This window comes from Streptomyces typhae (genome assembly GCF_009755605.1).
Taxonomy (GTDB): Bacteria; Actinomycetota; Actinomycetes; order Streptomycetales; family Streptomycetaceae; genus Streptomyces; species Streptomyces typhae.
The window spans coordinates 96,205-114,708 of sequence record NZ_WPNZ01000002.1; the positions used below are offsets into that span (position 1 = coordinate 96,205).

The window sequence follows — 18,504 nt, forward strand, 5'->3', positions numbered from 1 at the left end:
TGTGCCGGGGTTCACACCCCTCGGCCCAGAAGGAGATCCGCCTCACCGGACCCGGCCGCGGAGGCGTCCCCGAGGGACGCCAGATACCGCTCGGCGTCGAGAGCCGCCGCGCAGCCGGTGCCCGCCGCGGTGACGGCCTGGCGGTAGGTGTGGTCGACGACGTCGCCCGCGCCGAAGACACCGGGGACGTTGGTGGCGGTCGTCGGCGCGCGCACCGCGAGATAGCCCTGGTCGTCCAGGTCGAGCTGCCCGGCGAACAGGCTCGTGCGCGGGTCGTGCCCGATGGCGATGAACAGGCCCGTGACGTCGAGGGGCATGACGTCGCCGGTACGGGTGTTGCAGACGGTGATGCCCGCGAGCCGGTCGGTGCCGTGGATGCCCGTCACCTCGGTGTCGAAGCAGAAGGTGATCCTGGGGTCGGCGAACGCCCTGCTCTGCATGGCCTTGGAGGCCCGCAGGGTGTCGCGCCGGTGGATGACGGTGACGGACCTGGCGTAGCGGGTGAGGAAGGTGGCCTCTTCGAGCGCGGTGTCGCCGCCCCCGACGACGGCGAGGTCGTGGCCCCGGAAGAAGAACCCGTCGCACGTGGCGCACCAGGACACGCCCCGCCCCGACAGCTCGTCCTCGTTCGGCAGGCCGAGCTTGCGGTAGCCGGACCCGGTGGCGACGATCACGGTCCGGGCGAAGTGGACGCCGCCGTGGGAGTCGGTGACGGACTTGACGGGCCCCGCGAGGTCGACGGCGACGACCTCGTCCTCGACGAGGCGGGCCCCGAACCGCTCGGCCTGGGCCCGCATGCCGTCCATCAGCTCGGTGCCCTGGACGCCCTCGGGGAAGCCGGGGAAGTTCTCGACGTCCGTCGTCGTCATGAGGGCGCCGCCGCTGTAGAGCGAGCCGCAGAACACCAGGGGCCGGAGGTCGGCGCGGGCGGTGTAGAGCGCGGCCGTGTACCCGGCGGGGCCGGAACCGATGACGACCGTGTGGTGGAGTTCGGCGTTCACCGCAGGCCTCCGCGGTGGGCAGAGGGGGCGTCGGCTCCCGCGTAGAGGAGGAGGTTCTTGGCGTCCGCCCCGGGGTTGCCCACCTTGTCCTTGGTCGCGGCCGCGGCGAGGGCCTCGTCCAGGTCGCCCGGTGTGGCGCCGGGCTTCTCGGCGAGGTGCGTGGCCGCGGTCCCCGCGGCGAGGGCGGACGCGGCGGAGGTTCCGGTGAGGCGGGTGAAAGCGGTGTTGTACGCGGCGCCCGCTGCGGGCACCGCGTCCCCCGGCGCGAACAGGTGGACGCAGGGTCCGGTGTTGGACGTGCTCGTCCTGGAGTCGTTCCTGTCGGTGGCGGCGACGGTGATGCCCGTGGTCTGCCGGGCCGGCGTCACCGAGCAGGCGTCGTCGCCCTCGGCACCGGCGCTGCCCGCGGCGGTGGTGTAGGCGATGCCCTTCTGCGTCATCTCGTACAGCTGCGCGTCGAGGAAGGTGGTGGGCGGCCCGGAGAAGCCCAGATTGACGACGGCGGGCTTCTCGGCGTGCGCCGTGATCCAGTCGACGGCGGACGCCAGGTGCTCCAGGCGGCCGACGCCGCGGCAGTCGAAGGCCCGGACGGACTCGACGAGCGCCTTCTTGGCGACGCCGGTGCGCTGCCCCGCCACGATCGAGGCGGAGGCCGTGCCGTGTCCGTTGCAGTCCCGCGCTCCTCCCGGTACGCGGTCGACGGCGTCGTAGGCGCCGCGCGCCCGGCCGCCGAACTCGCTGTGGCCGACGCGTACGCCGGTGTCCACTATGTACACGTGCACGCCGCGGGCCGGGTTGCGGGCTCTGTACGAGCCGTCGAGCGGCAGGTCCCGCTGGTCGACGCGGTCCAGGGCCCAGGAGGCCGTCGGAGCGGCGCCCGCCCGCGCGCCCCGGGCGCTGCCCGCGACCCGGAAGTCGCGGTCGGCGGTGACCGAGCTGACCCGGGTGTCCCGGTAGTACTTCGTCACCTCGTCCGGGGTGAGGGTCACCGAGAAGCCCTGGAGCGCCGCGTGATAGACCCGGCGGAGGTCCCCGCCGTTCTTGGCGGTCATGTCCTTCGCGGTGGCGGTGACCGCTTCCTCCGTGGCGTCGGTGCCGCTGACGCGGACCACGTACACGTCTTCCTGTTCCCGGGCGGCGGCGCCGGTGTCGGCGGCCTGTGCCTGCCCGAGCAGGGGGAGGACCAGAGCCGTGGCGCCGACTGCCCCGGTGACGCAGCGGAGCAGGGTCTTCGATGTCATCGCTTGCCTTTCGGTGGGGGGAGGCGTGCGGCGCACGCGCCGGCGCACGGGGGCGCCGACGCGTGCGGTAGGTGGATGGACGGGTGGGATCGGTGCCCGGGTGCGGCAGCGGGTCAGAGGGCGTTCAGCCAGGCCCGCAGCGGACCGGGACCGTCGAAGCCCTCGTGGCGGCTGCCCGCTTCCACACCCTTCTGGATGTTCAGGAGGGTGGGGATGTACCGGACGTTGTACTTCTGGGAGATGGGCCGGTTCTTGTCGACGTTGACGCGCGCGAGGACCCACTTGTCCCCGTCCTGGTTGTGGAACTTCTCCAGGTGCGGCTTCATCTGCTTGCACGGGCCGCACCAGTCCGCGTAGAAGTCCAGGACCACGGGGCGCTGCTCGGACATCTTCAGGACCTCGGGGAAGTTCTGCGAGGTCACGTCGATCACCGTGGCGGCGGCACCGACCGGTGCGTCCGCCGCGGGTGCCGACAACGGCGCCGATTCGGCGGCGGCGGGCAGGGCGACGGCGCCCAGGAGGGCCGCCGTCAGCGCCACGGAGACGGCTGTTCTGCGGAACATTGCGTGTCCTTTCGATCGGCGAGCGCGCGGTGCGGCGCCCTCGCGTGGGGGGTGTCCGGCATCCGGCCGGCCGGGGGTCGGGTCACGGACTGCCGGACTCCGTCGGCAGTTCGCCCCTGACCCAGTCCTCTATTCCTTCGCGGTACTTGCGGACGTCGGTGTAGCCCAGCTCCACCAGCCGGGCCCCCACCAACTCGCTGTTGCGGCAGGGCACGTTGGCGCAGTACACGACGATCGGCACCGCGGGGTCGGGCAGGAGGCCCCCGGCGAGTTCGTCGGTGAACCGGGCCGCGTCCTCGTAGGGGAAGCCGGGGATGTTGAGGGCTCCCGGCAGGTGCTCGCGCGCGTAGTAGTCGGCGGGCATCGTGTCGACGACGGTGACGTTCCCCGCCTCCATCTCCTTGCGCAGTTCGTCGCGTTTCACGAGCGGCAGCACGTCAGCCTCCGGATCTGGTCAGGTCGGTTTCCGCTGGGGGGAGCACGTCCGCGCCGGGCGCCCTGCGCGCCATGCGGGCCTTGCGCGCCATGAGGGCCTTGCCGGCCGCGATGTAGAGGAGCAGGGCCGCGAGCACCGAGTTGATCGCGGGAATCCCGGCGTCCAGGTACTTGCCGACGGCGGAGCCGAAGGCCCAGCACACCAGCGAGAGCGGCATCCAGTCGGCCGTCGGCGGGGGCATCGTGCCGGCGGCCCTGGCGCGGTCGAGTCCGGGGCGGAACTGCCGGACCACGTAGTACTCGGCGATGATGATCCCGGCCACGGGCGGCGCGAGGACGCCGATGGTCTCCAGGAAGTCGGTGAAGTTGTCGACGATGCCGACGGCGGAGAGCGCCGTGCCGGCCGCGCCGATCACCCAGGTGACACCGCGGCGGCTGATCCTCCGGCCGAAGAGCACGTCGACGGAGTTCACGAGTCCCAGCGACGACGAGTACAGGTTCCAGTCGTTGATCTTGAGGATCGCGGTGGCGAGGACGAGCGTGCCGAGCAGCCCCGATGAGGAGGTGATGATGCCGACGATGTCGACGGACCTCGCGGCCTGCGCGAGCAGGACCGCCGTCAGGCCGATCAGGTACTCGCCGAGCGTCACGCTGATCAGCGTCTGCTTGACGACGTCGGCGGGACGCCGGTTGAACCGGGTCATGTCGGGCGTCATGATCGCGCCGAGGATGAAGGCGCCGGAGACCAGCGTGGTGCCCTCCGCCAGGGACAGCGGCGGACCGGGCGGCGGCGCGGCCATCAGGTCGGCCAGGGAGTGCCCGGCCAGCGTGTCGATGATCGAGTAGCCCGCGAGGAACAGGAAGGCGGGGACGGTGAGATAGGCCGTCCACGCCATCATGGTGAAGCCGAAGACGGTGATGACGGTGATGACGGCGCCGCCGATCAGCGCCCACGCCCACTCCGGCGTGCCGCCCGCGAGGTCGTGCATGCCGCGCGCGAACACCCCGTTCTGCACGCCGAACCAGCCCGCGAGGCTCAGCGCGATGAGCAGACCGACCAGGGCCGAGCCCTTGCGCCCGAATCCGGACCAACGGGCGAGCACCGAGACGGAGACGCCCTCGCGGACTCCGGCGATGCCGAGGAGGATCGTGACGACCTCCAGCATCACGGAGCCGACCGTGATGGCGATGACGGCGTCCGTGAAGGACATCCCGAAGCCGAGGACGGCACCGACGAGGAACTGCTGGAAGGAGGAGACCTGCCCGAAGCGCTGCACGGCTACGGAGAGCCAGGAACAGCGGGCGTGTTCGGGGACTCTGACCAGCGCGTAGTCGTCGAACGCGGCATCCTCCCGGCCCTTGCCGGTGCCTCTCATCCCACTCCTGCCGCTCTTGCCGCTTCCGCCGCTCCTGCCGCTCTTGCCGCTTCCGCCGCTCCTGCCGCTCTTGCCGCTTCCGCCACTCCTGCCGGTTCTGCCGGTCCTGCCGCTCACCGGCTTGCCACCTTGGTCTCGCCGAGCGCCGAGGGCTCCGCCTGGATGTCCTGTTCCGGCTCGGTGACCACGAGGAACCCTTGCCCGGGTGCGGGCTTCCAGGACAGGAGCCCCGCGTAGAAGCGCTCCAGGAACACCACGCGCTGGTGGTAGACGAACATGGACCCGCCGCCTCCCCCGGCCCCGGATGCGCCCCCGGAGGTGCCCCCGGAGCCGACTGCGACGATTCCGCCGGAGTCGGTGAAGAGGGGAAGTTCGGCGAGGAAATAGCGCACCGCGAGCCGCAATTGCTCACGCGTGGGCTTCGCGCCCCGCGGCAGCTTCCGGTCGAGCACCCAGTGGGTGGCTTCGAGACACGCGACACGGAAAGCAGCGTCCCTCTCGAAAAGAGCGGTCGCGGCCGCGAGGAGTTCGCAGTAGCGGCGGTTTCCGCGCAGTTGCTCCATGCCCAGAATGCACTGCTGCGGCTCGGGAACACCCAGCGTGCGCAGGGCCGTCAGCACTTTGTTGTGCGTGTACTGGCCCTGCCGCCGTGCTTTGTGCCGGGCCCGCTCCGGTGAATATCCGCAGGCTTCCATCGTGTACGCGGACACCGTGTCCGGAATGAAGAAGTGGCAGCTCCCGAAACGCCGTAGAGCCCAACGCGCCAGCTCGGTCAGCCTGGTGGTGCTGAAATAGCTGTTGAAGGGGCTGACGCCGATGCACGCATGGCCTGCGGTGGGCAGGACCCTGCCGCACCCCTCGGTAAGTGGTTCTTCGTTGAACATTCCTGGACCTCGCCAACGGGCCTCTCCAACGACGGCCTCTCCAACGACAGGGACGGCCACCACCCGCCGCGGTCATGACCTGACGGCCCGGGGCAGCCAGCAAGATGGTCGCGCCCGCCCAATGGCCCGGGTAGTGCCGACGGGGTTATGCCACGCAGGCATACCTGACAGCGCCACGCCATGCCGTACCGCATTCCGGCGGCCTGCAGAATCGCGCCGCCTTTCCGCATTGCGCGACTTGGTCTCGATTCGGGGCCCGGCCCGGACGCCGCGCGGGGCGCAGAATAGTACGTACCAATTAACCCGGCGGAGGAAATCGGCGATGTAATCCCCGCCCACCTCTGGCGCTACTGACCTGGGCAACCGTATATTCGGGCCGCAGAGTTGCATCAACGCGATGCTGCACCGACCCACTCCCCTTTACGGCCCCCGGCTCGCACAACCCGCATGCCGCCACCGCCACTGCCGCCGCCTCCGCCCTTGCCACCGCTTGCGGCGCGCGGCGACGCGCACACCGGGACGGATGCGACCGCACCCGCGATCGCACCGGTGTCGACACCCGGCAGGGGCGCCGGCACCGAGACCGGCACCTGCACCTGCACCGAGACCGGCACCGGCACCGGCACCGGCGGACGCCCCGCAGAGGAAACGGCCGGGGAAACAGCCGGGAAAACAGCCAGGGAACCCCCTCGCCCCCGTCGCGCTCCCCTCCCCCACACCCACCCCCACACCCGGCTCGCCAACTTGTCATGAACCTTGAAATCCACGACTTACGCATCCTCCGAGCCATCGCCGAGACGGGCAGCATCGCCGGAGCCGCGCGACAGCTCGGCACCGGCCAGAGCAATGTCAGCCGCCACCTCCAGCGCATCGAACGCGCCGCCGGGACACCCCTGTTCAGGCGGCACCACGGCGGCACCGCCCCGACGACCGCGGGCAGGATCCTGCTCTGCGGCGCGCAGACCCTGCTGTCCCAGTTCGACAGCCTCCTGTCGGCGGTGGCCGCCCATACACGCGGTGAGGCCGCGGCGGACGGAGTGCGCATCGGCTCGATCCGCCACCCGGTGCTCCCGGCCGTCGCGGGTGCGATCCACTCACTGCTGCCCGACGCGGCGCTGCGCGTACGCACCGACGACTCCAGTGCCGTCCTGCTCGAAGCCCTCCGGGCGCAGGACCTGGACGTGGCGGTGCTGCGACGGCTCCCGCTGCTCGACCCGCCGCTGCCCGACGACGTCGAGTCCGCCGTGATCGCCCCCGAGTGCCTGTGCGCCGGCGTCGGCACCGGCCATCGGCTCGCCGCCGGGACATCCGCCGGGACGCCCGCCGGGGCGTCCGTGGGCATGCCTGCGGGGGTGTCCCCAGAGGTGTCCGCAGGGATGTCCGCTGAGATGTCCGCCGGGGTGCCCTTGGGGATGTCCGTCGGGATGTCCGACCTCGCGTCGGAGACCTGTGTCATGACCGGTTCCCGTACCAGCCCGTTGCGGCGGCACTTCCTTGCCGCCGCCACCGCGTACGGCGGAACCGTCCCGGAACTGGCCTGGGCCCCCGACGAGTCCGTCGCCACAGCGCTGGCCTGCGCGTCGGCAGCCGTCCACATCACCTACCCGCCGCCCGCGCCGACACCGGGCGTGGTGTACCGCCCGCTGCGCGACGAGGCGGCCCGCTCCCAAATCGTCCTCGCCTGGACATGCTCCAGCAGCGTCGCCCGGCACGCCTCGTCGCTGGCGGAGGCGGCGCGCAATGCGTAGCCGCGGGCGCGGCTGCGGTCCGCTGCCACAGGGCGGTGACGGCGGCGCGCACGGCGGCCCGCTCCCGCTCGGACAGATGGCGAATAGGTCACCACCACTACAGCCGACGCCGCCCACCGTCTCCCCGGAACCATCACGAAAGCACGGTTACCCCCATGGACCTGACGATCCGCCACTTACGCGGCCTGTGTGCCATCGCCGACCACGGAAGCCTCAACCAGGCGGCCCTGTCCCTCGGCCTGCCGCAGCCCGCGCTCAGCCGTCAACTCCGCCGCGTCGAGCAGCTCATGGGGGGCGACCTCTTCGTGCGGGGCGTGCACGGGGCGCAGCCCACACCGCTCGGCGCGGTCGTACTCGCGCACGCCGAGAACATCCTCGGCCAGTTGGACGACCTGGGGACGCAACTGCGCACGCACCAGGTCCACCGGCGCGAGACACTCCGGATCGGCTGGGCGACGAGCACGCTGTACGAGCCGCTGCTGCGATGTCTGCGCGCACTGCCCTGCGGCGCGGAACGCCCCCGGGTCGTGACGGTCGGCTCCTCACGCGAGCTCTACGAACTCCTGCGCATCGGCGAGATCGACATCGCCCTTGACGACCGTACGGCCACGGACGGCTGCGCGGCGGACCGGAACGTGGCGGAGATCGCGTGCGCCGAGACCCCGATGCTGGCGGCCCTGCCGGCCGACCACCCGCTCACGACGGCCCCGCTCCTGACGATGCGCCGGCTGGCACCCGAGGAGTGGATCTCCTGCTCGGGCCCGGACGGTTGCGTGGACTGGCTGCGCGGCATCTGCTCCGCCTTCGGCTTCGCGCCCCGCATAGGCCACGACATCGCCGTGACCGGCCCCCGCTCGGCGGTCATCCGCGACCAGCGCTCCGTGGCCCTGTGGCAGGCCATGCGCGCCCCCGGCCCCGGGGTCGCCCTCCGTGCGATAGCCGACCTCGACCTCCACGCCCACCAGTACCTGGTCTTCCGCACAAGCAGCCCGTACGCCCCACACGTCCCAGCACTCGCCCAACAACTGACACGGGAGCACCGCGCACTCCTACCGCGGTGCTCCTACCTGCCTGCGCGCCTGAAGGGGGCAGCCGCGCCCGCCCTCCACCGCCCGCGGACGAGCCCGTGACCGGGGGCACCGGCCCCTGCCCTGGCAGTTGACGAGCACGGACAGCGGCCCTTCGGCGGTGCGGCCGAGGGGAACGCTCCGGTTGCCCTCGGCCACTGCGACCTCGGCCGGCGCCTTGCCTTTGGGCAGTTCGGGCGCCTTCACCGCGCCCGGGGTCCTTTACACCGGCCAAGTGGTCCACCGCCGGGTTCCGGACTGGCGACGGGAGCTCTTCACCGTCGGTCCGGATGCGGCGCATACTGCATGACGTGAGCACTGACGCATCGGACCGCCGTTCCGCGTCGAACACACCCGGGCGCTTCGACGGGCCATCCGAGCACTTGGAGCTCGCTGAGAAACGCGAGTGCCTGGCAGACGAGCGCGAGCGTGCCGCTGACGCACGCGAGGATGCCGCCGATGAACGTGAACGCTGCGCAGACGCCCGGGAAGCCGCCGCCGATGAGCGCGAACGCGCCCTGGACGAACGTGAGATCCGCTCGGACCAGCAAGCGCGGCAGGCAGGCGAGATGGTCGCCGGCCGCCGACAGCGGTCGTACGAGGCGATCGGCCGGGCACGGGCGCTGCTCGCCGCCAGTCAGGACCGCCTGAATCGCACCGAAGAGGCCCTCGCCCGCGTGAAAGCTCGCGAGGTGAGAGAACAGCACCTCGTCAAACAGTCGATTGCAGCCACATCACCACAGGACTTCAGCGATACTCCCTCCGGACAGGTGACCGCAGCCCTCACCAGGTGCGAGTCCCTGGAAGTCCTGGTGGACCGTCTGCACGCCCGCTTCCTCGCGGCCGCGGCGGCGCTGGCCGACGCCCACGAGCTGCTCGCAGACCACTATGAACGCCTCAGCAGCGACGAGACCCCGGAGGCCGAAGACCAACGCGATCTCGCCGCGTGCGCACGCCGACAGGCCGGGCGTGTCCGTCAAGTGGCGAACGAGTTGCAGTGACGCCTAAGCCCCTTGAGTACCCTTTTGACGAGCTCAGGCAGACGGGGACATGCCTTGTCGTTACCGCCTGCCGTCACTGACGTATCGGACGGTGGCAGCGATCTCCTGCTCGACACTGTCCTGTTCACGCATGTCGCGGGCTTGAGCTCGCGCCAGCGCCGCCTCGACGCGGCCCAGACGGGCCTGGCTGGCTGCGAGCCTGGCCCATGCTCGGCCGAGCGCCTCGAAAGTACGTTGCCGGTGGCTCGGCGCCACATCCTCCGCTCCGCGTACCCACAGGTCCACCAGGCTCTCGCGCTCGTCCAAGACGCGCTCGCGTTCGTCGGCCGCGGCCTCCCGGACATCGGCGAGTCGCTCGCGCTCATCCGCAGCACGCTCACGCTCATCGGCCAGCCGTTCGCGGGCGTCCGCGACACGCTCACGTTCATCAGCGCAGCCCTCGCGAGCATCGGCGGCACGCTCACGCTCATCAGCGCGGCGCTTTCTGCGCGCAGCCTGGCTCCCAGTGGTGGGATCGACCCATGACTCAGTTCCCACAGAGGCAGTATGCGGCGGACCAGGTTCCACCGTGAAGGAGTCAGCCCACATCGGGGGCTCAGCCTCGACTCGCCGGCTGGTCGACCTCTGCTACGCGTACGTTCCCGTAGCGAGACCGGCGGTTGCAGAGTACGGGCATGGGGCCGCGCCGGTCCTCGCCGGTGAGGGGCCCATCGCCATCGTGCGGGGCGGGGCTTCTTCCGGCAGAGTCGGCGGCGCCCGAACTCTGATCCGTGGAGACTGCGATCAGTCGAGACTGCCTCCTTCGCAGATCATGCGGGCGACCTCGCGGAGCTTGGTGTTGGTCTCCTGGGAGTAGCGGCGCAACGCGTCGAAGGCTTGGTCTTCGGAAAGGTGACGGCTGCCCATCAGAATGCCCATGGCCTCACCAATGATGTGACGGGTGCCGACAGCCTGTTCCAGCTGGGCGTGGGTGCGGGCGCTCGAGAGGGCGACCGAGGCGTGCGAAGCGAGCAGGAATCCGGCCAGCTCGCTGATCTCGGTGAAGGCCCCGGGCTTGCGGGAGTAGAAGTTCAGCGCACCGAAGTCCTCGTCCTCGGTGAACAGCAGAAAACCCATCATGCTGCCGATGCCCAGCGCGTTGGCCTCGGGTGCGTAGCCGGGCCAGTGCTGCTGCTCAGCGGTGAGGTCTGCGATGCGAAAGACTCGCTGGCCGTGCGAGCTGTGCGCCGCGTCGAAACACGGCCCCTCTCCCAGGTGCTGCTGCAATTGGTCGCTTTCGGTGACCATTTCGTGCGTGGCGGCCAGGCTGCGCACCCGGGAGCCGTGGAGAACAAGGATGCCGGCCGCGTCGCAGCCGTCCACCAGATCAGTGGCCGAACTGGTGATCTCATCCAGCGTGGCTTCGACCGAGTCACGCGCCAGAAGTGACCTCGCCATCGACGCCATCTGCTGTGCAAACCACTCCCAGTCCACATCGCCCTCCGCTCAGCACGCTTTCCTGGCACCCGGATACCCGGATACCCGGATTCTCGCGCGCGCGTCGCAGTGATGTCGCAGTTGGGAGGCGCCCCCAGTGCAGTGACGGTGACAGGGGAGGTTGCGGACAAGCCATCCCAGCAAGGGCACATCCGCGCGAAGTGTGCGCCCCGGCATCCTGGACCGACGAACCCGCAGGACCCCACGCTGCTCGATCCTGCATGGAGCTTCCGCCGGTAGGTCGGCTGCCGCGCCGACAACAGCCCATCGACCACGGGGACGCCGACCAACCACTCCCCCCACGTGAGCCGGTGCGCTCACGGCACCACGAAAGCCACCCCTCCCGTCTGCGGTCGCACCATCTGAACCCTCGGTTCGGGCAGACTTGCCGTCATGGCGACACAGGCGCGATGGGACGATTTGCTGGTACGGGCTGAGGCCAACAGGAAGCGCGCCCGTGAGCTGATACGGGCCGCCCACGAGGTGGCGACGCAGAACAGCCGGGTGATGGACGAGAGCCAGCACCTCTTGCGCCAGCAGGCTGCGCTGCGCAGGTCCGCATAGCAGTGCTCGGACGACTCGCTTCCGGGCGGCGCAGCAGAGCCGGTTGCTCCTGTGCTACCACCTCAGCGGCGGCGTGATGCAGTTCGTGCCGCGTTCGCAGGCCTGGACGCGGCGGCCGCGCTCCGCGGTCTCCGTGCAGCGCCTGAAGTGTTCGACGAGGGCCGAATGGATCCGATGGCGGCCACGTGCGGGGCTACGGCGCGGTCGTGGCAGGACTGCAGTTCGTCGACTCCGGCACCGCTGGAGTACTACACACGCTTTCCGGGTGGAGAACCGCAGTCGCCGTGCGGGCGCACACATCAAGGTATGCGGTGTGAGATCTCGCGGATTCTTTGGGCGGTTCGGTGCGTTTCCTCGGCGAGACTGCGGTGCTGCTCGGCGGACGCGGGGACGGCGTTGGCCAGGTGTTCATGGTGACGAGCGAGCAGCTCATTGGCTTGGGCCAGTGCCGCCGCAGCCACATGGAAATTCGCGTGCAGCCGAGCCACCAGGGACTCCAGAACTTTCTGCTCCGACGTCAGGCCAGCGGGAGACTGTTCACGTGCGGCAGCCGCACCCTGCTCGCCGTTGTACCGCTCCCGCGAATCGCGTACGAGCGCCGCGTCGGTGGGGTCAAGGCCAGCCACTTGGAACGGGGCCTGGTATGTCTCGTTCTCGTATGCTTTCACCGCGCATCCGCTCTTATCGGCATCGACCGCTCACGCCCCGGCGAGCCACTCGCGCGCCCACCGGCCGGGCCGCCCGGTCTCCTGTGCGCGCCTTCTGGGACCGGCCTCGTCCGAGGCGCAGCCGAGAAAGAGGCACCGGGCCTCTCATGCCAGCATCAGCGCTGTAGCCGACAAAGCGCAGCACCGAAAACGCATGGACCGCACACCGCGCAGTCAATTTACGAAAGGGCACTCGTGACCAGGTAAACCCAGGCGAAGGTGACGTACCCGGCCGGATGCAGTGGAGGACCTGAGCACGGAGCATAGGCCCCGCAGGGATGGTGCGGCAGCCTCCCTCGATCGCCATCGGACGATCACGGTCGGGAGCAGACACGAAGAAGCGCCCCACCCGGCGCTGCTGGGCGGGGCGTGCGGGCGCGGCGCCCGGTCACGTGTTCAGGCGCAGGGGACGTGCAGGTCAGAGAGGTAAAGGCAGACGAGTCGGGCTGCACGCCGGGATCCGTGCACTTACGGGGTGTCATCTGCAAAAACGCCTCAGACGAGCGGCCAAGCGCCACACAATCGCCCAGAGGCCGTCTGACAGGCCGGAGGGGTTCGGTTCTATCTGAGCCGGCCACGGGATTGTGATGAACCATCATCGATGAAGCCTGCGTCACATCAACGTCCTGGTGGGCATCACAGGACACGAACATTATTGATGACGGCCGGGGCTATATACCCCGACCGGACGATGACTGATCTGATCCAACCCACCCCTAAATGTGGGGGAGAGTTTCAGTTCTCTAAGCATTCGGGATTGGAAGTGCCTTCATAGCTAGTGCCCCCCACACCTGTGGCCCTGCGGCTGGGTCTTTGTCTTGTGGTTGGCACAGGAAGTGCCGAAGGCGGGTGACAGAACGTCTCCGACTCCACCGGCCGAGGCCGGGGCCGCCGTGACGGCCCCGGTCCCGATGGCTGCTGCGGCGACTGCCAGGGCTGTGACTGCCTTACGAGGGGTCATGTCCTGGGAACGATGACCGGCACGTCAGGTCACAAGGCCTGCTTCCCTCAGGAGGGTGATCGAGTTGTCCACAGTCCCGGGATTATCCATCAAGATCCATAACGGTGCTGTTCCGGGCCCAAGGTCACGGGGTTCCACACTGCTCCTCAACACGCAGTAACCCCGCACGATTGCCTGGCCAGCCGGGTATGTGTGCTCTAGAAGAGAGAAAGCCTCCGAGGGGGAATCATGGCTCAGGTACTGGGACTGCCTCGAAAGACGTCCATACGTATCACAGTAGGTATCGCGATCTTCCTCTTGCTCACGCTAACTCCCATAGTCCTTTGGCTGGTTGCGCCTTCAGGAGTTGACTGGGAGAAGCTCGGCGAGATCAGTCAGATCTATGGTTCTTCACTCTCGGCAGTTGCCCTCTTAGGCGTCGCAACATCCTTGGCCTATCAGGCACACCAGACGGCGCTCGCGAACGCTGATGCCCGGCATACCGCCTACAGAGAGCTTACGATCCTGTCTCTTACAGACCCAACGCTCATGGTCTGCTGGCCTCCGCGTACACCACGCCTGTCGATGGAGGAAACGAAGCAGATGATGTTCGTAAACTTGATCATTAATAGCTGGTTCACCGAGTATCAACTGAAGCACGTCACCGATGACGCCTTGCTGCTCTCCTTCCGTACCCACTTCCGGGGCGAAGTGGCCCGAAGGCACTGGCAATACAGCAGTTCAGCGCGAAGGGCATGGGGAGAGGCAATGGGCGACGTCTACGCGGTCCGGTTTGTCTCGCTGGGGGACGAGGCATTCGCGCAAGCTGCCGCCGAGGGCCCGCCTACGCCCTCATCTGGGTACTTCTCGCCTGAAGCGTAGGGTGGCGAGGTCGTCCACAGCCGCGGCAGGTCGAGGCTCAGGCCCTGGAGGGGGCTCATGGCTCGAAAGGCAACAACTCGACGACCACCAGGCCGCGGAGACCGACAGGTTTCCTGGCCACACTGGACGTCTCAAAGGAGGCTTCCGGCCGAGAGGCAAAGCCGCCATCAACGGCGCGGGCGTGGGCCCCCGACCGGCCTACGCCAACAAGGCGCACCAAACTGTCGGTGTGCGTTCCTGGATGAGGCCCTTCTGGCACCACCGCAAGGAGAGACTATGGGCATCTTTGGCAGTTTCAAGGACAACGTCAAGGACAAGGCCAAGGACGTCTCCGACGCCGCCGAAGAGGAGATCAACGAGAAGACTGGCGGCAAGTACGAGGACAAGGTCAACAGCATCCAGGAACAGGTCGAGGACAAGTTGGGCATGGACCGCGATAAGCCCGAGTAGGAACAGGTATGAAAAGGGCCCAGTCCGTCAGATGGGATTTCCATCTGACGGACTGGGCGAGATCGGAGCCTGGGTGGAACGCCTCCTCCTAGCGTTGATCCGGTACCTGAGCCATGACTGAGCTGCGTCTGCCATGTCTCCAAGCCATCTGTCAGGAGAAGCTAGGGCGGCTTGGCGGTACATGCGCCATGTTGCTCTGGCGAAGGCGTCGATCGCCTCGGGTGCTGCCGATGCCCAGGCCGGACACTCGGCAGCCCAGGACTCCGCTTGGGCGGGAAGATGTCCGGCTGAGATGAGCTGCACCACGAGCAACGATGGATCGATGAACCCTGCCCCGTAGGTCGGCCAGGACCAGTCGACGACCCATGTTCGATTCGGGGCGATCATGACGTTGCTGGGATTGATGTCTGTGTGCAGCAATACAGCACCGCGGAAGTGCTCCGCTTCCGCGCCGGAGGCGAAGCTGTCCCAGCGCTCTTCGCTCCAGTCGCGGGCTGCTGCTGGAACGGGGATTTCTGTGATGCGGTTGAGAGCGTCGATGATCACAGGAAGGTCGGTCGAGCCCAAATCAAAGTTTGCTGATCGGCCTTCGACCGCTTCGAACCCGAGGATGACCCACCCTTCACTCTCTACGTCCCACAGCAGCCGGGGAGAGATCGACTGTACGGAAGGGTTGATTTCCTTCTCTCTGCGGATGGAATCCAGACGTCCACCGGGGTGGTTGAACATCGCCTTGACGAAGAAGCTCCCCTTCGCCGTCTCGATGATCGCAGCAAAGTCAGAGCTGAACCCTCTCCGAGGAATCAGCACATTATCGACTTTCCCTGTATGGGGCTCGATCAGTTCCCGGAAGTGCGGGTCTGGCAGATCATCCACGCCGATCCTCCGAGGTGCGGCCTAGTTTCTTGGCTGGCATTCACTTGGCGGCGTGCCGGGCCTGCATGAGGAGTTTGGCTCGCATCGTGGGTCACACGGATTTTTCGGGACACAGTCAGGGGTACATGCGCTTGCCTCGTTCCCGCGTGCACTACGGATGAGGGCCGTTGCCTCGTCCATCACGGGGCCGCTCAGGATAGAGGACAACGACCCCGCCCGTACGTTGCCGGCGGGCAGCCAGGTCGAGAACACGCACGGAGAGACTTCGCCGGTCGGGCTCACCGATGCCACTCCGACCCCACAGTGTCCGCAGAGTCCGGCAGGGTTCGGGTCTTGGCTGGACGGCGCACCGCGGCCGAACAGCCTGACGTGGTCAACACCGATGTTCGTCACGCCCAGGGATTCGAGATCTTGGCGAGTCGCCTCGGTGTCCTTCGCGTCGTCCAGGCTGATGATTCCTACGCGCAGAGGTGTGCCCTGGGCGAGCGCCTTGGCGATGTTCTGCCGGGTACGTGCGTGGCTTCGGCGGCCAGTGATCGCGTTGTGTTCGGCGGCCAGGGCCGAGTAGTACGAGGTTGCCAGCGACATGCGGGCATGCCTCAACTGCTCCCACCACGCCTCCGTGACGTGAACGAGGTTGCTGTACACCTCCACGCCCATGCCCTTACTCAGGGCGAAGTCAGCGAGGTCGATCCCATTGGGGTGCATCATCGGCTCGCCTCCGATGAGCTGCACATGAGGCACGCCCAACTCTGCGGCCTCTCCGATCAGTCGGAACCAATCTTCGCGCTCCATCGCCCCGTGATCACCATCAGGACCGGATTCGTTGTAGCAGTGGACACAGGCCAATTGGCACTTGCGCGTGAGGTCGAGCCACAGCATCCGGGGTGGCTTCAAGGTCTCCGTCAGGGGCTTTTCTGCGGTAGGTGCAGACATGCTCACTCCCTTGGTTTGAGGTTGCCTCGTCTGTCCGTTCGGTGTCGGCACGGGAGCCTTGGGGCCCCGGCCGAAGAGTGAACCGGTCTCTCCGGCCGGGGCCGTGCTCGCTCCTGTCGTCCCGTAGAGCAGGTGCGAGCGGGAGGCCGGGCCGTTGTCATCGCTCCGGCGCTGTAGAGCGATCCCCCGCAGGCCGGGCGGGTCTCGTGCGTCCCGGCCCCGGACGCCTTACCGCCTTGTGGGCACCATTCGGGGCCGGTTGCTGGCTCAGTGGCCTCTCGACAGGAAGAAGAGGCCTCGGGGGCTGAGCCGTACCGCGTCCGGCACATCGTCAAGCGGACGCGGGGTCTGTGGTCGGCCTGGTCAGTCCGGGGCCGTGGGCGCCGTTCGGGCCCGGCCGGACATGTACGTATGAATACCCCGGTATCCAGAACCACAGATTGGCGTGCGTCATCGGAAGAGTGCACCTGGAGCACTGGCGTGTTTCGCTTTTCTTGTTGTCCCACCATCTCAATATCCACTTGACGAGGTTCCCCACCTGCGGACTGCTCCGTTGCTGTCGGGCTTTGCTACATGTGTCACTGGTTGCTGCTTATCGGAATCCGCCGCACTGGCTGTTGACCTCCATCAGGAGATCGGTCTTTCCGCCCCGTCGACGCGAACATCGACGCGATGCCCGTGAAGCATGTATTGGATCGGGTTGCCTTGTTCGAGGATCAACAGTGACTGCCGGATGCGCCTGTACTGTTCGCGGAGGGTGTGCCCCGTGAGCTTTGAGCGTTCAGCCCACAGATGATCGATCTTGGCGTCGGTCATGTGGGGGTCGTTGAAGTTCACGGTGCCGCAGTAGAAGACGAAGTTGACGCTTTCCCACTCGTCGCCGTGGAGGTTCCCGGGGTAGACATCGATGACGAGGAGACGCGCGGGGGTTACTTCGAGGCCCGTCAGGTCGCGGACTTTGCGCGTCATGGCCATGTGGGGCGGTTCGTTCTGCATGGCGCTGCCGCCCGGGAGGATCATCTCGTCTTCCCCGCGGGACTCCACCAGGAGCACGTCACCCGCGTCATTGAGGATGAGCGCAGAGGCTCCGATCTCGCGGCGTGGGGGCTCTTGCACGTCTTTGTGCATCCGGCTTCCTTATGTGGTTGGTCAGGATTTGCGGGTTGTAAGGGGTTGACGGGCCCGGCTACCGCCGTCGATAACCGGAAGCCGGCCATTCCCGTCCGTGCGGGGGAAGTGGGGGCAGCCCCCGGCACGGGGGCTATTGAGGCGGGGAGGCGGCGGGCGTAGGTGCGCCGCAGGCCCCACACCGGCCGCCGCAGGTATCACTGCCGCGGAAGGGAGTTCCCCGGTCTTGTCGTTCCGGCACCATCACCGGCACCTCGTACCAGTCAGCTACAGGCGAGTGCTTGTACACACAGTCGGGGCACACTGCTATAACCCCGTCTTCTGCGGAGCCAAGCACTATGTGACTCTCGGAGGAGTGCCCACAGATCATGGACACCTGTATGTGGTTCAGGGCTACGCTCACCGCGCCGCCTCCGACGGAACTCCTGTGACGCCCTCTGGGGCGTAATCGCGGTCGCAGTTCAGTTCTGAATACGCGACTGCTAATCGGCGCTGTATACGTCGCTTGTGCTCTGCTGCCTCGCTTGGGAGGCCGTCATGTCTCGCAACGCGGAGCGGCATGGTTGTCTCGCGCGTGAGAAACGGCAAGAGCTGTGGGGCTTCTTTGCTGCTCGGGCTCTGCCATGGCCTCGCCCACCGGCTCCCTGCCAAGGGCGCCGCAGCGAAGTGTTGAGCGGAGTGCCGCCCTGGTGCTCGACGAGCGTTGGCCCGGAGCGCCACAAGGATGCGTCGGAGTAACGGCAGCTTCACCGGTCCCACTCCTCGATGAGGCTGGTTCGGTTCGAGGCGAGCCGTTCGAGCGGGACGGCGGGCGACAGGTCTTCGGGCTTGGCGTCCCATTCCAGGCCGCCACGTAGCGGACGGAGTTGGATGTACGGGCCTTCGAAACTCATGACTTCTCCGACGCGCTTGGCCTTGGAGTCGAATGCTGTCTCGTGCAACTCCGGGATCACAGCAACTCCCCGAGCGCGTCAGCGACGCCCTTCAGGTCAGCGTGTGCGATGTCGACGAATCCGCCAGGCGGACGCCATGTCACCAACTCTTGAGGCCCGAGAGCGCGTACGCCACGGACGGGCACCGTCGCACCGTCAGTCTGCTCCACGCTCTGGCCAGCACCATTGACACGCGCTCCCGACTGCATGTTGCCGTCCGCCTTAAGAGAGAGGTCTTCTGGGGCAACCAGTCAAGGAGGATCGGCAGTTGCGTGACAGGGGATTACTGGGGCAGCT

The 18,504-nt window shown here is 67.8% G+C and carries 19 protein-coding genes; 7 read left to right on the forward strand and 12 right to left on the reverse strand.

Features of this window, described 5'->3' with window-relative positions; genetic code table 11:
• Positions 1-11 precede the first annotated feature (11 nt).
• The 6 genes from trxB to GPA10_RS04420 all read right to left on the reverse strand — a co-directional run bounded on the left by trxB (position 12) and on the right by GPA10_RS04420 (position 5,500).
• Positions 12-1,001: a thioredoxin-disulfide reductase gene (gene trxB / locus GPA10_RS04395; protein ID WP_343040315.1), complete on the reverse strand. Its 990-nt coding sequence runs from the start codon at positions 999-1,001 to the stop codon at positions 12-14.
• A complete protein-coding gene (locus tag GPA10_RS04400; protein ID WP_157164322.1) occupies positions 998-2,242 on the reverse strand; it encodes a S8 family peptidase in 1,245 nt (414 codons plus the stop codon). Before GPA10_RS04400 ends, trxB begins: the two co-directional genes overlap by 4 nt.
• A gap of 113 nt (positions 2,243-2,355) precedes the next feature.
• Positions 2,356-2,805: a thioredoxin family protein gene (locus tag GPA10_RS04405; protein ID WP_058845777.1), complete on the reverse strand. Its 450-nt coding sequence runs from the start codon at positions 2,803-2,805 to the stop codon at positions 2,356-2,358.
• An 82-nt stretch (positions 2,806-2,887) separates the two neighbouring features.
• Positions 2,888-3,241: a rhodanese-like domain-containing protein gene (locus tag GPA10_RS04410; RefSeq protein WP_343040316.1), complete on the reverse strand. Its 354-nt coding sequence runs from the start codon at positions 3,239-3,241 to the stop codon at positions 2,888-2,890.
• 1 nt (position 3,242) lies between these two features.
• Complete coding sequence (locus GPA10_RS04415; protein ID WP_157164323.1) at positions 3,243-4,616, reverse strand: purine-cytosine permease family protein; 1,374 nt, start codon at positions 4,614-4,616, stop codon at positions 3,243-3,245.
• A 113-nt stretch (positions 4,617-4,729) separates the two neighbouring features.
• Complete coding sequence (locus GPA10_RS04420; protein ID WP_157164324.1) at positions 4,730-5,500, reverse strand: tRNA-dependent cyclodipeptide synthase; 771 nt, start codon at positions 5,498-5,500, stop codon at positions 4,730-4,732.
• Between the two features lie 749 nt (positions 5,501-6,249).
• On the opposite strand from GPA10_RS04420, the gene GPA10_RS04425 reads away from it, so the two are divergent.
• From GPA10_RS04425 to GPA10_RS04440, 4 genes are all read left to right on the forward strand, one after another.
• The gene (locus GPA10_RS04425; protein ID WP_157164325.1) at positions 6,250-7,248 is read left to right on the forward strand and encodes a LysR family transcriptional regulator; all 999 of its coding nucleotides are present in this window, start codon (positions 6,250-6,252) and stop codon (positions 7,246-7,248) included.
• A gap of 155 nt (positions 7,249-7,403) precedes the next feature.
• A complete protein-coding gene (locus tag GPA10_RS04430) occupies positions 7,404-8,378 on the forward strand; it encodes a LysR family transcriptional regulator (protein ID WP_058845781.1) in 975 nt (324 codons plus the stop codon).
• A 248-nt stretch (positions 8,379-8,626) separates the two neighbouring features.
• Positions 8,627-9,316 carry a hypothetical protein gene (locus GPA10_RS04435; protein WP_157164327.1) on the forward strand — a complete coding sequence of 230 codons (690 nt, stop codon included), beginning with the start codon at positions 8,627-8,629 and terminating at the stop codon, positions 9,314-9,316.
• Between the two features lie 54 nt (positions 9,317-9,370).
• Positions 9,371-9,841 (forward strand): hypothetical protein, encoded by a 471-nt coding sequence (locus tag GPA10_RS04440; RefSeq protein WP_157164328.1) that lies wholly within the window; start codon positions 9,371-9,373, stop codon positions 9,839-9,841.
• A gap of 258 nt (positions 9,842-10,099) precedes the next feature.
• Here GPA10_RS04440 and GPA10_RS04445 read toward each other — a convergent pair whose 3' ends face one another.
• The gene (locus tag GPA10_RS04445; RefSeq protein ID WP_343040317.1) at positions 10,100-10,789 is read right to left on the reverse strand and encodes a GAF and ANTAR domain-containing protein; all 690 of its coding nucleotides are present in this window, start codon (positions 10,787-10,789) and stop codon (positions 10,100-10,102) included.
• 396 nt (positions 10,790-11,185) lie between these two features.
• On the opposite strand from GPA10_RS04445, the gene GPA10_RS04450 reads away from it, so the two are divergent.
• A complete protein-coding gene (locus tag GPA10_RS04450) occupies positions 11,186-11,356 on the forward strand; it encodes a hypothetical protein (RefSeq protein WP_157164329.1) in 171 nt (56 codons plus the stop codon).
• A gap of 299 nt (positions 11,357-11,655) precedes the next feature.
• Here the strand turns inward: GPA10_RS04450 and GPA10_RS04455 are convergent, their stop codons facing one another.
• A complete protein-coding gene (locus GPA10_RS04455) occupies positions 11,656-12,024 on the reverse strand; it encodes a hypothetical protein (RefSeq protein WP_157164330.1) in 369 nt (122 codons plus the stop codon).
• A 1,228-nt stretch (positions 12,025-13,252) separates the two neighbouring features.
• Between GPA10_RS04455 and GPA10_RS04460 the strand changes: the two genes are divergently transcribed.
• Both GPA10_RS04460 and GPA10_RS04465 read left to right on the forward strand, forming a co-directional pair.
• Positions 13,253-13,885, forward strand: coding sequence for a DUF6082 family protein (locus GPA10_RS04460; RefSeq protein WP_157164331.1), 633 nt, complete (start codon positions 13,253-13,255; stop codon positions 13,883-13,885).
• Positions 13,886-14,161: 276 nt separating this feature from the next.
• A complete protein-coding gene (locus GPA10_RS04465; protein WP_157164332.1) occupies positions 14,162-14,335 on the forward strand; it encodes an antitoxin in 174 nt (57 codons plus the stop codon).
• Positions 14,336-14,362: 27 nt separating this feature from the next.
• Here GPA10_RS04465 and GPA10_RS04470 read toward each other — a convergent pair whose 3' ends face one another.
• The 4 genes from GPA10_RS04470 to GPA10_RS04485 form a co-directional block, all read right to left on the reverse strand.
• Positions 14,363-15,211, reverse strand: a complete 849-nt coding sequence (locus GPA10_RS04470) for a protein kinase (protein WP_198351503.1) — start codon at positions 15,209-15,211, stop codon at positions 14,363-14,365.
• A gap of 21 nt (positions 15,212-15,232) precedes the next feature.
• The gene (locus GPA10_RS04475; RefSeq protein ID WP_157164333.1) at positions 15,233-16,147 is read right to left on the reverse strand and encodes a radical SAM/SPASM domain-containing protein; all 915 of its coding nucleotides are present in this window, start codon (positions 16,145-16,147) and stop codon (positions 15,233-15,235) included.
• A 627-nt stretch (positions 16,148-16,774) separates the two neighbouring features.
• A complete protein-coding gene (locus tag GPA10_RS04480; RefSeq protein WP_157164334.1) occupies positions 16,775-17,275 on the reverse strand; it encodes an NUDIX hydrolase in 501 nt (166 codons plus the stop codon).
• Positions 17,276-18,021: 746 nt separating this feature from the next.
• Positions 18,022-18,216, reverse strand: a complete 195-nt coding sequence (locus tag GPA10_RS04485) for a hypothetical protein (protein ID WP_157164335.1) — start codon at positions 18,214-18,216, stop codon at positions 18,022-18,024.
• Between the last annotated feature and the right edge of the window lie 288 nt (positions 18,217-18,504).